The organism is Terrabacter sp. R4-6, from assembly GCF_057529065.1.
Genome location: NZ_CP197224.1, coordinates 4,588,317 through 4,602,457 on the forward strand (window position 1 = coordinate 4,588,317; position 14,141 = coordinate 4,602,457).

The following is a 14,141-nucleotide window of genomic DNA, read 5'->3' on the forward strand; positions in this document are numbered from 1 at the left end:
ACCATCCCTCACGAGACTCGCGTGCGTTCGCAGACTATCCGACCGTTCCCGGTCGCGCGTGCCGGGCGACCCACTGGGCGAGCTCCGCACGGGCGGCGCCGCCGACCCGGGTGGCCCCGGGGAAGCTCATGAAGCCGTGCGGGACACGAGGGTAGTTGGTGTGCCGGACCTCGACCCCGGCCTCGCGCAGCGCCTCGGCGTAGGCCGTGCCCTCGTCGCGGAGCGGGTCGAGGTCGGCCGTCTGCACGAGCGTCGGGGGCAGCCCGCTCAGGTCGTCGGCGTGCAGCGGTGAGACGAGCGGGTCGAGCGGGTCGAGGGCGTCGTCGCCGTCCCCGAGGTAGTGGGCGAGGAACGCGTCCATGTCGCTGCGGGTGAGGATCGGTGCCGCCGCGTGCTGGGCCACGGAGGGCGAGCTCATCGTCGCGTCGACGGCCGGGTAGACGAGCGCCTCGTAGGCCACGTCGGCGCCACCCTCGGCACGGAGCACCTGTGCGGCCACGGCCGCGAGGTTGCCGCCGGCCGAGTCACCGGCGAGGCCGAGACCCGTGTGGCGGATGCGGTCGCCGGACGCGTCGGACGCGGCCCAGCGGGCGGCGTCGACACAGTCGTGGGCGGCCTGCGGGGCGCGGTGCTCCGGCGCGAGGCGGTAGTCGACGTTGAGCACCGCGACCCGGGCGCGGTCGGCGATCCAGGCGCAGATCGGGTCATACCCTCGCGTGTTGCCGAGCACCCAGCCACCCCCGTGGAACCACAGCATCGCGGGCAGGGCCTCGCCGTCGGCGTGTCTCGGACGGTAGGTGCGGACGTCGACGACGTGCCCGTCCCGGGCGGCGAAGCTCGTCTCGCCGATCTCGACGCCGGCCGGGACCGGACCGGTGACCCACGTGAAGGGCACCCGCGCAGGAGCGAACCACGCTCTGCTGCGGGCGATCTCGTCACCGGAGAGCATCCGCGACCCGTCGCGGGTGCGGCTCAGCACGCGGGCGAGCAGCTTGGTGCGCAGGGGCATGTCCCACGAGTCGGTGACCGTCACGGCGTCAGTCTCGCACCGCTTCCTGATGGTCGCCGCACCGGGAGCACGGACGCTCGCACGGCGACGCTGCGGCCATTCGGCCCCCGCCTCAGGCAGGATTGGGACATGCCCGGCGACTCGGAGAGGACGCAGCCCCCCATGGACGGGGCCGTCTCCCGACCCGCCGGGTCATCGGACGACACCACGGGGGAGACCATGCGCCGGACGGCGGAGCACGTGCACGACGAGACCGAGGAGCGTGACGAGCGCGCCGAGGTGACCGAGGGGGAACCGGTCGCCGGTGCCGACGACGGAGGCGTGCCCGGCGCGCAACCGCCGTCCGACGGACGCTCCCGGCCGCAGCTCCCCGACGTCGAGGTGATCGAGCCACCCATCCCGGAGCGGGTACGCCGTCCCGTCGACGGCGTCCGACTGGCCGCGGCCGTCGTCTTCCTCGTGCTCGGCCTCGTCGTGGCCGACGTCGCGTCGGGCACGCGCGGTGCGGTCGAGCAGGACCTCACCGAGGCGACGAGCGGGCTCCCGCGGCTGCTGCTCACGCTGCTCGGCTGGATGAGCGGCCTCGGCGTCCTGCTCCTGCCGATCGGGGTGGGCGCCGACCTGCTCGTCCGTCGCCGCCCGATGCAGCTGATCCAGGCGCTCGGGGCCGCCGTCGTCGGGGGTGTCCTCGTCATCGTCGTGGCCGTGCTCGTGCACTCGGGCAACGGCGGGTTCCTCACCGACGTGCTGACCCGACCCACGGCGACGGGCCGCACCGGTCCGCTCGACATCGTCATCGTCTCGATGGTCGCGCTGCTCACGGTCGCCGACATCTCCGGCCGCAAGTGGATCTCCCCGATCGCCACGGTCGTCGTCATCGCGACGCTCGTCACGACCCTCCTCTCGGGGGCCATGACCCTCGCGGCCCTCGTCTGCTCGCTCCTGCTCGGCTGGATCGTCGGCCTGGCCTTCCGACTCGCCTTCGGCGTGACGTCGACCCGCCCACCGGGGATCGAGGTGGCCGCGGTGCTGGTCTCGGGCGGGGTGCCCCTGACCCGCCTCGAGCTGATCGACGCCAACGACGCCGGCGACCGACGCTACGTGGGGGCCACCCACGACGGGACCCTCGACGTCCACGTCATCGACCGTGACACCTTCGGGCTCGCCTCCGGTCGGCGCCTGCTGCGCGTGCTGCGGCTGCGCAGCGGCTTCACGAGACCGCCCGCGCTGACCCTGCGCTCCGAGATCGAGCACCGCACCCTGATGGGCCTCGCCCTGCACGACGCGGGCATCCGCGCGCCACGGCCGGTCGCCGTGTCCGAGGTCGGCCCCTTCTCGGCGGTCATCGCCTACGACGAGCCGCAGGGCACCCCGCTCACCGAGGTCGACGGTGATCTCGACGACGCCCGGCTCGCCGCGATCTGGCGACTCGCCGCCACGCTGCACCGACGCCGCATCGTGCACCGCCAGCTCGGACCGTCGACGATCCTCATCGACGACCACGGGCGGGTCGCCCTGTCCCGCCTCGGCAGCGGGGACGTCGCCGCCGACGACATCAGCCTGCGCATCGACCTCGCGCAGCTGCTCACGACCGTGGCCCTCGCCGTGGGTCCCGAGCGGACCGTCGACTCGGCCGTTGCGGCCCTCGGCGAGGACGCCGTCCTGCGAGCCGTGCCCGTGCTCCAGCCCGTCGCCCTGAGCCCCGACGCACGCGTGGCGCTGAAGGAGTCCAAGTCGGTCATGGGCGAGCTGCGCGAGCGCCTCGTGGCGCTGCGGCCCAAGGCCGAGGCCGTCGAGCCCGTCCAGCTGCGTCGCATCTCGGCGCGCGGCATCGTCACCCTGATCGGTGGCGGCATCGCCGGCTACCTGCTCCTGACGCAGCTGGCCCAGGTCGACATCGGCCAGGTCGTCAGCACGGCCGACTGGCGCTGGGCCGCCCTGCTGCTGCTCTTCGCGGCCGCGACCTTCGCGGGTGCCTCGGTCGCGCTCGCCGGCGCCGTCCAGATCCACCTCAGGTTCGTCCGGACCTACATGACGCAGCTCGCCGTGGCGTTCAGCGGCCTCGTCGCCCCCGCCGCGGTCGGCAACATCGCGCTCAACACCCGCTACCTGCAGACGTCCGGACTGTCCCCGACGGTCGCGGGCGCCAGCGTCGGCGTCGCGCAGGTCGCTCAGTTCTGCTCGTACTTCGTCCTGCTCGTCATCTCCGGCGTGCTCGCCGGCACCGGCCCCGCGGTCTCGTTCAGCCCGTCGCCGGTGCTCGTGGCGGCGATCCTCGTCGTCGTCATCCTCGCCCTCGGGCTGCTCGCGCTGCCGAAGGTCCGGGCGCTGCTCACCGACCGGGTGCTCCCGCAGGTCAAGTCCGCCGTCCCGCAGGTGCTCGCCGTCCTGCAGCACCCGGCCAAGCTGACCCAGCTGCTCGGCGGGGCGCTCCTGCTCGACATGTCGTTCGTCGCCGCTCTCGTCTGCGCCACGAGGGCGTTCGGTGCCGACGCGCCCGTGGCCGCCATCGCCGTCGTCTATTTCGCGGGTGCCATCGTCGGCTCGGCCGTCCCGACGCCCGGCGGCCTCGGCGGCATCGAGGCCGCGATGTCGTTCGGGCTCATCTCCATCGGCGTCGACAGCGGCACGGCCGTCTCGTCCGTCCTGCTCTACCGGCTCGCGACGTACTGGCTGCCGATCCCGTTCGGGTGGTTCTCGCTCAACCGGCTGCAGAAGGTCGGGGCCATCTAGCCCCGGCCGGACGGCATACGCCATCGGTCACGGCGGGACCGGACGCGGCGCAGCCGGCCCGGACGGTTATCGTCGGGCCATGACGGTGCGGCGGATCATGGGGCTCGAGACCGAGTACGGCATCTCCGTGCCCGGGGACCCGATGGCCAACCCGATGTTCCTCTCGGGCCAGGTCATCAGCGTCTACGCCGCCGCCCAGGGGATCCGGTCCAACCAGTCGAGCTGGGACTACGCCTTCGAGGACCCGCTGCGCGACGCGCGCGGGTGGCAGCTCGACCGGCAGACGGCCGACCCGAGCCAGCTGACCGACGTCGAGGACCCGACGCTCGCCAACGTCGTGCTGACCAACGGTGCCCGCTACTACGTCGACCACGCGCACCCGGAGTACAGCTCGCCCGAGGTGACGCTGCCGCGCGACGCCGTGACGTGGGACCGCGCCGGGGACGCGATCGCGCTCGAGTCGGTGCGCCTGCTCGCCGCGCGTCCCGGGCAGCCGCCGGTCAACCTCTACAAGAACAACGCCGACGGCAAGGGCCAGTCCTACGGCACCCACGAGAACTACCTCATGCCACGGCGCACGGCCTTCCCCGACATCGTGCGGCACCTCATCCCGTTCTTCGTGACGCGGCAGGTCGTCTGCGGTGCGGGACGCGTCGGGATCGGCGTCGACAGCAGGGGAGCGGGCTACCAGATCTCGCAGCGCGCCGACTTCTTCGAGACCGAGGTCGGGCTCGAGACGACGCTGAAGCGCCCGATCATCAACACCCGCGACGAGCCGCACGCCGTGGCCGACCGCTACCGGCGCCTCCACGTCATCATCGGCGACGCCAACCACCTCGACGTCGCCACGCTGCTCAAGACCGGCACGACCTCGCTCGTGCTCGGCATGATCGAGGACGGCCACCTCACCGAGGACTGGTCGGTCCGCCGGCCCGTCGCCGCCCTCCAGGCCGTCTCGCACGACCCGACGCTCACCGCCACCGTCGAGCTCGTCGACGGTCGCACCGTCACCGCCCTCGACCTCCAGTGGATGTACCTCGAGGCCGCCCGCGCCTGGCTCGACCGTCGCGGCGACGACCCGGAAGGGGAGGCGACCGCCGAGGTGATGGGCCTGTGGGAGGAGGTGCTCACCGGCCTCAGGCGCGACGTCATGTCGTGCGCGCCGCTGCTCGACTGGGTCGCCAAGCTGCAGCTGCTCGAGGGCTACCGCGCCCGTGACGGCCTCGCGTGGGACGACCACCGGCTCGCGGCCATCGACATCCAGTGGGCCGACGTGCGCCCCGAGAAGGGGCTCGTGCACCGGCTGCGCGACCGGGGGCTGCTCCGTGACCTCGTCACCCCCGAGGAGGTCAAGGCGGCCCAGACGACACCGCCGGAGGACACCCGCGCATGGTTCCGCGGCGAGTGCGTCCGCCGCTTCACCGGCCAGGTCTTCTCGGCCAGCTGGGACTCCGTCGTCTTCGACGTGCCGGGCCGGGCGAGCCTCCAGCGCGTGCCGATCCTCGAGCCCGAGCGCGGCACCCGGGCGCAGGTCGGCACCCTCCTCGAGCAGAGCGCCGACGTGGGCGAGCTGCTCCGCGGCCTGGCCACGCCCGAGTAGGCGACACCACGGCCTACCGAGCCCGGAGCACCCCCGCGTCGACGAGGGCCGCGACGGCACGGTCGACGAGACCCTCCGCGTCCGGGTGCGGTCCGTGCTCGCGCAGGGCCGCCGCGAGGAGGTCCTCGCGCCCGGCCCCGCCGGCCGCGGCGTCCCACAGCGTGAGCCCCAGCGGGCCGAGCCGGACCGGGTCGGCCCCGACGAGCAGGACCGCACCGTCCTGCGTGCGTATGCCGTCCGCCACCCGGGCGCGCACGTAGCCCTCGCGTGGCCGCCCGGGTGCACCGGCGGGCATACGCGCTCCGGTGCCCGTGCGCACGTCGTCGAGCACGGAGGGGGCCGCGGGGGGTGCCTCGAGCAACGCGTGGAGGAGCGGCTCGAGGTCCCCGGCCTCCGCGTAGTGCGCGACATGGACCCCGGCGCCGTCGGCCGCCAGCCGCGCGAGGCGCAGGAGGGGTCGGGGCAGGCGGGTCAGGGCACTCGTGTGACCGACGAGGTGCATGACGGCGTCGAGGACGTCGAGCCGCTCCAGGCGCGCGGGACCCGCCTGCGTGGCGTCCCGGTCGAGCAGCACCACCGCACGCAGCCGCAGCCCGTGGGGGCACGGCTCGAGCCCGAGCTCGTCCGGACCGACGTGGACCTTGTCGTCGGCGACGTCGGGATTCACGACGACCGAGAGGGGTTTCGGGAACGGCAGCACCGTGCCGTCCGCGAGGACCGCCACGGTCTCGTCCGTGACGTAGCCGAACCCCTTGCGGGCCAGGGTCGCCGCCGCTGTCGTCTTGCCGGTCCCCGACGTCGCGACGAGTGCGACGACCGACCCGTCGCCACGGCTGAGCCCCGCTGCGTGCAGCATGACGGCGCGGCCCGCCTGCAGGTCGATCCCGAGGTCGGTCAGGTCGTGGGCGAGCCGGTGCGCGAGCGGCCGGGTCAACGGCAGGTCGGACTCCTCGGACCGGATGGTGCGTACGGCGCCGTCGGGCGTCGGGACGACACACCTCGACCACGCCGCCCGCACCTGCTCCCGTGGGCCGGAGGCCGCGAAGCGCACACCGACGACCTCGCCGAGGACGCGCAGGCACAGCAGGCCGTCGTCATCGCGGGTGACGGCCTGCTGTGTCTGACGCCTCAATCGAGGCCCGCGACGCGGGTCTCCGCCTGGACGGCCGCGCCGGCGACCCCCGACTGCCGCGCGCACGAGCCGAAGTTGACGGGGTCGGAGCTGTTCGACGCGCCGACCCGCACCGTGCGCCACACCGAGCCCGAGACGGTGAAGGTCGAGACCGTCGCCCACCCCGGGTCGTTCTGCGACGGCGCGCTGCCGCTCGCGCTCGGGTGACGCTGGAGGGTGACGGTCATCGAGACGCCGACCGCGTTGCCCGGCACGCCGCTCAGGCTCGACGAGAACGGACGGCTCTGTGACGTGCGGTACGTGAGCGGGAAGCGCTGGCAGCCGCCGGACTCGCCGACCGGGCTCAGCTTGAAGCCGGGGCGGTAGCCCGCCCCCGCCCCGTTCTGGTCGTTGTGCCGACCGGCGACCTCGATCTGGAAGTTGCCGAGCGTGTCCACCTCGCGGAACCGGTACCACGCCGAGTCGACGGTGCAGTTGCAGATCTCGATGTAGACCGGCAGGTAGGCACGGCCGTAACCCGTGCGGATGCGAGGCACGTTGAGGTCCGGGCTCTGGGCGTTGGCCTGGCAGACGGCGTCGACGTCGGTGAAGACGTTGGGCCCCATCTGGATCGATCCGGTCACCGTGCACCGGCTGATGCCGGCGTGCGCGGCCGGTGCCCCCATCGCGAGGACGGGCACCGCCCACGCGGCCCCCGTGACGACGGCGCGTCGCGACTGGCCGCGAGAAGGCGCGGTCGCCTGCTGCTGAGCAGCGTTCATGGTTACTCCCCCGAGTAGATGCAGTTGTGTGGACGCCGAGAACGAGGGCGTCCGGCGACAACGTAACAGCCACCGCCATCGATGGGAACGCTTGGCGCACAAGGTGTCCGGGTTGCCCCACTGTGTCACGACCGTGCCCCCCCGCTGTGTCCCAGCCGTGTCCGCGAGCGGTCCGGGAGCGGGGCCGTGACACCCGAGCCGAGGCGACCGGTCGGCCGGGCAACGCCGGGCGTCCGTGGGGGCGTGACGCCATCGTGAGCCGCGCCGGGGGAGAGGCGCGTCCATCGTCGGCGGTGGGTGCTCGGACCGCGGGGCGTGCACGGGTTAGGGTCGGGGCACGAGGTCTTTCACGTCTGGGAGGTAGCCATGCCGGGTCAGGAGCACGTCAAGCCACAGCGTCGTGACGAGGAGCCGCCGGAGACACCGGAGGCACCCCCGACCGCGCCCGCCGGCGCCGCCGTCAAGGAGGGGCTGTCCGACGACATCGACAGCGTCCTCGACGAGATCGACGGTGTCCTCGAGTCGAACGCCGAGGAGTTCGTCCGCGGTTTCGTGCAGAAGGGCGGCCAGTGACCCAGTGGTCAACGGGGCAGCCCCGCCGCCTCGACGACGCCTTCCTCAGCGCGGGGTCGTCGTCGTTCGCCGAGTTCGTCTCCGCCTACCGTCCTGAGCTGCTCCCCTCGGGTCGGCGCCTGCCGTCCGGGGCGAGCATCGAGGCCCCGCACGGCACGACCATCGTCTCCCTGCTCTTCGACGGCGGCGTCGTCATGGCCGGCGACCGCCGGGCCACCATGGGCAACGTCATCGCCAACCGCGACATGGAGAAGGTCTTCGCGGCCGACGACTACAGCGTCGTGGGGATCGCCGGCACGGCCGGCATCGCGATCGAGCTCGTCCGGCTCTACCAGGTCGAGCTCGAGCACTACGAGAAGATCGAGGGCGCCATCATGTCGCTCGAGGGCAAGGCCAACCGCCTCGCCTCGATGATCCGGGGCAACCTCGCCCTCGCGATGCAGGGTCTGACCGTCGTCCCGACGTATGCCGGCTTCGACCTCGAGTCGGCCACGGGGCGGATCTACTCCTACGACGTCACGGGCGGCTGCTACGTCGAGGGCGGCCACCACTCGACGGGCTCCGGGTCCGTCTTCGCACGTGGTGCCCTCAAGAAGCTCTGGCGCCCCGGTCTCGAGGAGCAGCAGGCCGTGTCGGTCGCCATCGAGGCCCTCTACGACGCCGCCGACGACGACTCCGCCACCGGTGGCCCCGACCTCGGCCGCCAGATCTGGCCGACCGTCGCCGTCGTCGACCACTCCGGTGCGCGGTTCGTCGCGCAGGACGTCCTCGAAGGACACGTGCAGCGCGTCGTCGCGGCCCGTCGCGACAACCCGGGAGGTGCCCGATGAGCATGCCGTTCTACGTCCCTCCCGAGCAGGTCATGAAGGACCGGGCAGACTTCGCGCGCAAGGGGATCGCGCGTGGACGGTCGGTCATCGTCGTCGGCTACGACCGCGGCATCGCCTTCGTCGCCGAGAACCCGTCGCGGGCCCTGCACAAGGTGTCCGAGATCTACGACCGCATCGCCTTCGCCGCCGTCGGCCGCTACAACGAGTTCGAGAGCCTCCGGGTCGCCGGCATCCGGTATGCCGACCTGCGCGGCTACTCCTACGACCGCACCGACGTCACGGCGCGGGCCCTCGCCAACACCTACGCCCAGACGCTCGGGGCGGTGTTCACCCAGGAGTCCAAGCCGTTCGAGATCGAGATCGTCGTGGCCGAGGTCGGGGTCGACAGCGACACCGACCAGATCTTCCGGCTCACCTATGACGGGTCGGTCGCCGACGAGCAGGGCTTCGTGGCGATGGGTGGCGCCAGCGACGCCGCCGAGGAGCGCCTCGGCACCGGCTGGCGACCGGGCATGACCCTCGCCGAGGTCCTGCGACTGGCCGTCGACGTCCTCGGCGCCGGCGAGAACGGCGAGCGCCGGGCCCTCGACGAGGCCCAGCTCGAGGTCGCGGTGCTCGACCGCGACCGTCCGCGCCGCTCGTTCCGGCGCATCGTGGGTCCGCTGCTGACGCGGCTCCTCGGTGACGCGCCCGGAGCCACCGGAGACAGCGGTGCCCCCGGTGCTCCAACCGAGGTGGCGGCGACGGAGCCCCCTGCAGGAGAAGGCGGTTCGGTGGCCGCGGGGGAGACCCCTGATGGTCCCGCGTCCCAGCCACCGCCTGCCTGAGCCGGCGAGGCTGCACCCGGGGGTGCACACGTCGAAGGCCGCCCACCGTGACGGTGGGCGGCCTTCGTGTCGTCCGGTGTGCCGCCGTGCGGTGCCGTGACCCCGTCACCGGGGCGACGCCGTCGGGTCAGCGGCGCGTGGCGCCGACCCGGTCGCTGGAGGCACTGCGCTGGTAGTACGACGACTGGTCGGAGCCGTAGGACGAGCTCTCGCCGTCCGCGTCGTCCTGCACGTCGTCGCCCTGCACGTCGTCGCCCTGCGCGACGTCGGCCTCGGCGCTGGGCTGCGCGTCGTCCTCGGCCTGCTCGGGCTCGGGCGCGACGGCCTCGGGGGAGGCCTCGTCGGTGCGGTCGTCGTTGTCCTCGGTCTCGGACGCCTGCTGCACGGCCGGGACCGGCTGCTGGACGTCGGGCACCTGCGGCGGCTGCGCCGGCTTGTCCGGAGCGCCGAGCGTGTCCATGAGGGCACCGCCACCGAGGGTGGCGAGCATCTGACGGACGTTGCCGAGCTGCGCGGTGATGCTGTCACGCTGCGCCGTCGCGGCGGCGAGCTCGCGGTCGGACTCCTCACGCAGGCGCGAGGCGTGGTCGCGCGCCTCGGAGACGATCTGGTCGGACTGGGCCTGGGCGTTCTCGAGCAGGCGCTCGGCCTTGGCGCGCATCTCGTGGGCGTCGTGCTCGGCACGCTCGGTCAGCTGGCGCAGGCGCGACTCGCTCTCGTTGAGCGCGGCCTCCTGCTGCTGGCGGCGGGCCTCGAACTCGGCGTCGGCCGACTCACGGCGAGCCGCGAGCTTGACCTCGAGCTCGGCGGAGGCGGTGGACGCCTTGAGGCGGTGCGCCTCGTACTCCGCGGCGGCCTCCTGGCGCTGGGCCGCGGTGACGCTCTGGGCCTCGGCGACGATGGCCTGCGCCTCGCGGTTGGCCTGGGCGATGATGCGGACGGCCTCCTCGTCGGCGCGGGCGCGGGCCTGCTCGGCGTAGCTCGCCGTCGTCGCCTTGAGCTCTGCGGCGGCACGGTTGGCGCGCTCGCGGATCTCGTCGGCCTCGCCGTTGGCCCGGGTGCGCATCTCGCCGGCCTCCTGGTCGGCGAGCGACAGGATCTGGGCGATGCGCTCACCGAGGTCGGCGAAGGTCTGGGCGGGCGCCGGCGAGCTGTTCTTCTTGAGGTCGGCCATGACGCGCGACTGCTGACCGAGCTGTCCCCGCAGGTCGGTCAGGGCGGCGTTGAGCTTGGTCAGCTCGACGCTGCGCTCGGCGGCGTCCTTCTTGGCCGCCTGCAGGGTGCGGTTCTGCGACTCGATGAACGAGTCAACCTCTTCGGGCTCGTAGCCGCGGCGGGAGAACTTGAAGTGTGGTCTGTCGATCATTTCCGTCCAATGCAGGGGATCGTGGAGGGGTACGGCAAGAGGGGGACAGCGGCCATTGTGACAGCCACACCTGACTGACTATCACAGACGTCGGCCTGTCGGACACCGTGCCGGAGCGATCGTCGCGACACCGAGACACGGGCCCGCCGCGGCCCTCCTCGAGCGGCGTACGCCGCGGGCGCCGTGGGCGTCTCCCGACGCCTCTCGGAGCCTCCGGAGGCCGCCCAGCCGCGCCGACGGGTGGTCGTGCCCGACGGCCGCGGGACCCGCCGCCTAGAGTTGGTTCATGGAGCGGCGGATCTTCGGGATCGAGAACGAGTACGGCGTCACCTGCACGACGCAGGGCCAGCGGCGCCTGACTCCGGACGAGGTCGCCCGCTACCTCTTCCGCCGCGTCGTCGCGTGGGGCCGCTCGAGCAACGTCTTCCTCGGCAACGGCGCGCGGCTCTACCTCGACGTGGGGTCCCACCCGGAGTACGCCACGGCGGAGTGCGACTCGGTGCGCGAGCTCGTGATCCAGGACAAGGCGGGCGAGCGCATCCTCGAGGGCCTCGTCGAGGATGCCCAGGGTCGGCTGCGCGACGACGGCGTCGAGGGCGAGATCTTCGTCTTCAAGAACAACACCGACTCCGCCGGCAACTCCTACGGCTGCCACGAGAACTACCTCTACGGACGCTCGGGTGACTTCCAGCGCGTCTCGGACATGTTCATCCCGTTCCTCATCAGCCGCCAGATCATCTGCGGTGCCGGCAAGGTCGTCGCGACCGCGCACGGCGCGAGCTTCGCGGTGAGTCAGCGTGCCGACCACATCTGGGAGGGCGTGTCGTCGGCGACGACCCGCAGCCGGCCCATCATCAACACCCGTGACGAGCCGCACGCCGACGCCGAGAAGTACCGCCGCCTCCACGTCATCGTCGGCGACTCCAACATGTCGGAGACGACCAACCTGCTCAAGGTGGGCAGTGCCGACCTCGTCCTGCGGATGATCGAGTCGGGCGTCGTCATGCGCGACCTGTCCATGGAGAACCCCATCCGTGCGATCCGGACGATGAGCCACGACCCGACGGGACGGGCCACCGTGCGGCTCGCCAACGGCCGCGAGCTCTCGGCCCTCGACATGCAGCGCGAGTACCTCGACAAGGCCGTCGAGTTCGTCGACCGCGAGGGGATGGACAGCCCCGACACCAAGCAGGTCATCGACCTGTGGGGCCGCGCCCTCGACGCCATCGGCTCGGGCGACCTCGACGCCATCGACACCGAGATCGACTGGGTCATCAAGTACCGCCTCATCGAGCGCTACCGCGCCAAGCACGGGCTGGCGCTCACCGACGCGAGGATCCAGCAGATCGACCTCGCCTACCACGACATCAACCGCCGTCGGGGCCTGTTCTACCTGCTCCAGCGCCACGGCCGGACGGCGCGCGTCTCCTCGGACGTCGAGATCTTCGAGGCGAAGGTGCGCCCGCCGCAGACGACCCGGGCCAAGCTGCGTGGCGACTTCATCCGCGCCGCCCAGGCCCACGGGCGTGACTTCACGGTGGACTGGGTGCACCTCAAGCTCAACGACCAGGCGCAGCGCACCGTGCTGTGCAAGGACCCCTTCCGGTCGGTGGACGAGCGCGTCGAGCGCCTCATGGAGACGATCGACCGGTCGCCGACGATCCAGCGCCCGCTCTGAACCCACCCGGGTCCGCACGGTCCCGACCGGGCCTCCTCCCCGCCGCGCGACAGCCCGTGGGAACCTGTGTGGACCTGTCAGTGCGCTGTGAAGCGCGCACAAGGGCGGGCGTTACAGTGGCTGGGATTTGCCCTGCGGGACCTCCACGCCCGCCCGCCTCGACCGAAAGTCTTCCCCTGTGCGCCCCAACCGTCCGGCCGCTCGCACGGCCGTTGCCCTCATCGCTGCCCTCGGCCTGACCACGCTCGCTGCCTGCGGGTCCGGGTCGTCCGGCTCCACCGGCACCGCCACGACGACCGTCGCCGCCTCGGCCGCGCTCAAGGGCGTGACCGCGACCGGTGCCGTCGACCTCAAGACGGCTCCGAAGGTGACCCTCGGCGCCACGCCGATCAGCTCGAAGGCCGTCGAGCACAAGGTGCTGACCCCGGGGACCGGCAAGGCCGCGACGAAGGCCGACACCGTGCGCCTGCGCGCCCAGATCTACAACGGCACGAGCGGCAAGCTCATCGACGACGGCTACGCCGCCGGACGGTCCGCGGAGGCCTACCGCCTCGGCCGCACCGACATCGTCGCCGGCTTCACCGAGGGCCTCGTGGGCGCCACCAAGGGCGGCCGCATCGCCTTCACGATCCCGCCCGAGAAGGGCTTCGGCAGCGCCGGCAACGACCAGCTCGGCGTCAAGGGCACCGACACCATCGTCGTGGTTGCCGACATCCAGGACGTGCACACGCCCCTGACCACGATCGACGGCACCCAGACGGCCGTGCCCGCGGGCCTGCCCACGGTCGAGTTCAAGAACGGCCCGACCAAGGAGCCCACCGTCACGGTGCCCAAGACGGCGGCCCCGACGACGACGCAGCAGGCGACCCTCATCGAGGGCACCGGCGCGACGGTCCAGAAGGGCCAGACGATCAGCGCCCAGTACCACGGCGTCCTCTGGAAGGACGGCAGCGTCTTCGACTCCTCGTGGCAGCGCGGCGCGGCCGCGGACTTCCCGATCGGCGTCGGCGGCGTCATCCCCGGTTGGGACAAGACGCTGGTGGGCAAGAAGGTCGGTAGCCGCGTGCTGCTCGTCATCCCGCCGGCTGACGGCTACGGCAAGGCCGGCAGCGCGCCGAAGATCTCCGGCACCGACACGCTCGTCTTCGTCGTCGACATCCTCGACGCGTACTGACCGCTCCACCCACCGAGTTCACCGACGAAAGGGAACACGCAGCATGGCACTCGACCCCAACCGCACGAAGCCCGAGATCGACTTCCCGGAGGGCGACGCGCCCGCCGACCTCGTCGTCGAGGACCTCATCGAGGGTGACGGCCGCGAGGCGAAGGCCGGCGACACCGTCAGCGCCCACTACGTCGGCGTCGCGCACTCGACGGGCGAGGAGTTCGACTCGTCCTGGAACCGGGGCAGCGCGCTGGACTTCCGTCTCGGCGTCGGCATGGTCATCCCCGGCTGGGACAAGGGCATCGAGGGCATGAAGGTCGGCGGTCGGCGCAAGCTGACGATCCCGGCGCACCTCGCCTACGGCGACCGCGGTGCCGGCGCTGCCATCAAGCCCGGTGAGACGCTGATCTTCGTCGTCGACCTCGACGACGTGCGCTGACACTGGCTCGCTTCGCTCGCAGGGTTCG

The 14,141-nt window shown here is 72.4% G+C and carries 12 protein-coding genes; 8 read left to right on the forward strand and 4 right to left on the reverse strand.

Annotated features, from left to right (window positions below):
* Positions 1 to 34 precede the first annotated feature (34 nt).
* Positions 35 to 1,033: an alpha/beta hydrolase gene (locus ACSSS0_RS21220; protein WP_487229541.1), complete on the reverse strand. Its 999-nt coding sequence runs from the start codon at positions 1,031 to 1,033 to the stop codon at positions 35 to 37.
* A gap of 105 nt (positions 1,034 to 1,138) precedes the next feature.
* Between ACSSS0_RS21220 and ACSSS0_RS21225 the strand changes: the two genes are divergently transcribed.
* Both ACSSS0_RS21225 and dop read left to right on the forward strand, forming a co-directional pair.
* Positions 1,139 to 3,742 carry a lysylphosphatidylglycerol synthase domain-containing protein gene (locus ACSSS0_RS21225; RefSeq protein ID WP_487229542.1) on the forward strand — a complete coding sequence of 868 codons (2,604 nt, stop codon included), beginning with the start codon at positions 1,139 to 1,141 and terminating at the stop codon, positions 3,740 to 3,742.
* Positions 3,743 to 3,821: 79 nt separating this feature from the next.
* Positions 3,822 to 5,342 carry a depupylase/deamidase Dop gene (gene dop, locus ACSSS0_RS21230; protein ID WP_487229543.1) on the forward strand — a complete coding sequence of 507 codons (1,521 nt, stop codon included), beginning with the start codon at positions 3,822 to 3,824 and terminating at the stop codon, positions 5,340 to 5,342.
* Between the two features lie 13 nt (positions 5,343 to 5,355).
* Here dop and ACSSS0_RS21235 read toward each other — a convergent pair whose 3' ends face one another.
* Both ACSSS0_RS21235 and ACSSS0_RS21240 read right to left on the reverse strand, forming a co-directional pair.
* The gene (locus tag ACSSS0_RS21235; protein WP_487229544.1) at positions 5,356 to 6,474 is read right to left on the reverse strand and encodes a hypothetical protein; all 1,119 of its coding nucleotides are present in this window, start codon (positions 6,472 to 6,474) and stop codon (positions 5,356 to 5,358) included.
* Entirely contained in the window at positions 6,471 to 7,235 is a 765-nt protein-coding gene (locus tag ACSSS0_RS21240; protein WP_487229545.1) for a hypothetical protein, read from the reverse strand. The genes ACSSS0_RS21235 and ACSSS0_RS21240 overlap by 4 nt, the downstream gene beginning before the upstream one ends.
* Positions 7,236 to 7,601: 366 nt before the next feature.
* Between ACSSS0_RS21240 and ACSSS0_RS21245 the strand changes: the two genes are divergently transcribed.
* From ACSSS0_RS21245 to prcA, 3 genes are read left to right on the forward strand one after another with little or no spacing between them, the layout of a single operon-like run.
* Positions 7,602 to 7,808, forward strand: coding sequence for a ubiquitin-like protein Pup (locus ACSSS0_RS21245; RefSeq protein ID WP_056756869.1), 207 nt, complete (start codon positions 7,602 to 7,604; stop codon positions 7,806 to 7,808).
* The gene (gene prcB / locus ACSSS0_RS21250; RefSeq protein WP_487229546.1) at positions 7,805 to 8,638 is read left to right on the forward strand and encodes a proteasome subunit beta; all 834 of its coding nucleotides are present in this window, start codon (positions 7,805 to 7,807) and stop codon (positions 8,636 to 8,638) included. Before ACSSS0_RS21245 ends, prcB begins: the two co-directional genes overlap by 4 nt.
* Positions 8,635 to 9,465, forward strand: coding sequence for a proteasome subunit alpha (prcA, locus tag ACSSS0_RS21255; protein WP_487229547.1), 831 nt, complete (start codon positions 8,635 to 8,637; stop codon positions 9,463 to 9,465). Before prcB ends, prcA begins: the two co-directional genes overlap by 4 nt.
* A gap of 127 nt (positions 9,466 to 9,592) precedes the next feature.
* On the opposite strand, the gene ACSSS0_RS21260 is transcribed toward prcA, so the two are convergent.
* On the reverse strand, positions 9,593 to 10,831 hold the full coding sequence (locus tag ACSSS0_RS21260; RefSeq protein WP_487229548.1) for a hypothetical protein: 1,239 nt from the start codon (positions 10,829 to 10,831) through the stop codon (positions 9,593 to 9,595).
* Positions 10,832 to 11,117: 286 nt separating this feature from the next.
* On the opposite strand from ACSSS0_RS21260, the gene pafA reads away from it, so the two are divergent.
* The 3 genes from pafA (at position 11,118) to ACSSS0_RS21275 (ending at position 14,113) form a co-directional block, all read left to right on the forward strand.
* A complete protein-coding gene (pafA, locus tag ACSSS0_RS21265; protein WP_435986018.1) occupies positions 11,118 to 12,509 on the forward strand; it encodes a Pup--protein ligase in 1,392 nt (463 codons plus the stop codon).
* A gap of 178 nt (positions 12,510 to 12,687) precedes the next feature.
* Positions 12,688 to 13,683, forward strand: coding sequence for an FKBP-type peptidyl-prolyl cis-trans isomerase (locus tag ACSSS0_RS21270; protein ID WP_487229549.1), 996 nt, complete (start codon positions 12,688 to 12,690; stop codon positions 13,681 to 13,683).
* A gap of 43 nt (positions 13,684 to 13,726) precedes the next feature.
* On the forward strand, positions 13,727 to 14,113 hold the full coding sequence (locus ACSSS0_RS21275) for an FKBP-type peptidyl-prolyl cis-trans isomerase (RefSeq protein WP_435986016.1): 387 nt from the start codon (positions 13,727 to 13,729) through the stop codon (positions 14,111 to 14,113).
* Positions 14,114 to 14,141 lie beyond the last annotated feature (28 nt).

What these genes read in the sequence shown, in the direction of transcription:
- ACSSS0_RS21225 (WP_487229542.1), top strand. Translation starts at nt 1,139, where the DNA reads ATGCCCGGCGACTCGGAGAGGACGCAGCCCCCCATGGACGGGGCCGTC.
- dop (WP_487229543.1), top strand. Translation starts at nt 3,822, where the DNA reads ATGACGGTGCGGCGGATCATGGGGCTCGAGACCGAGTACGGCATCTCC.
- ACSSS0_RS21240 (WP_487229545.1), bottom strand. Translation starts at nt 7,235, where the DNA reads ATGAACGCTGCTCAGCAGCAGGCGACCGCGCCTTCTCGCGGCCAGTCG.
- ACSSS0_RS21245 (WP_056756869.1), top strand. Translation starts at nt 7,602, where the DNA reads ATGCCGGGTCAGGAGCACGTCAAGCCACAGCGTCGTGACGAGGAGCCG.
- prcA (WP_487229547.1), top strand. Translation starts at nt 8,635, where the DNA reads ATGAGCATGCCGTTCTACGTCCCTCCCGAGCAGGTCATGAAGGACCGG.
- ACSSS0_RS21260 (WP_487229548.1), bottom strand. Translation starts at nt 10,831, where the DNA reads ATGATCGACAGACCACACTTCAAGTTCTCCCGCCGCGGCTACGAGCCC.
- pafA (WP_435986018.1), top strand. Translation starts at nt 11,118, where the DNA reads ATGGAGCGGCGGATCTTCGGGATCGAGAACGAGTACGGCGTCACCTGC.
- ACSSS0_RS21275 (WP_435986016.1), top strand. Translation starts at nt 13,727, where the DNA reads ATGGCACTCGACCCCAACCGCACGAAGCCCGAGATCGACTTCCCGGAG.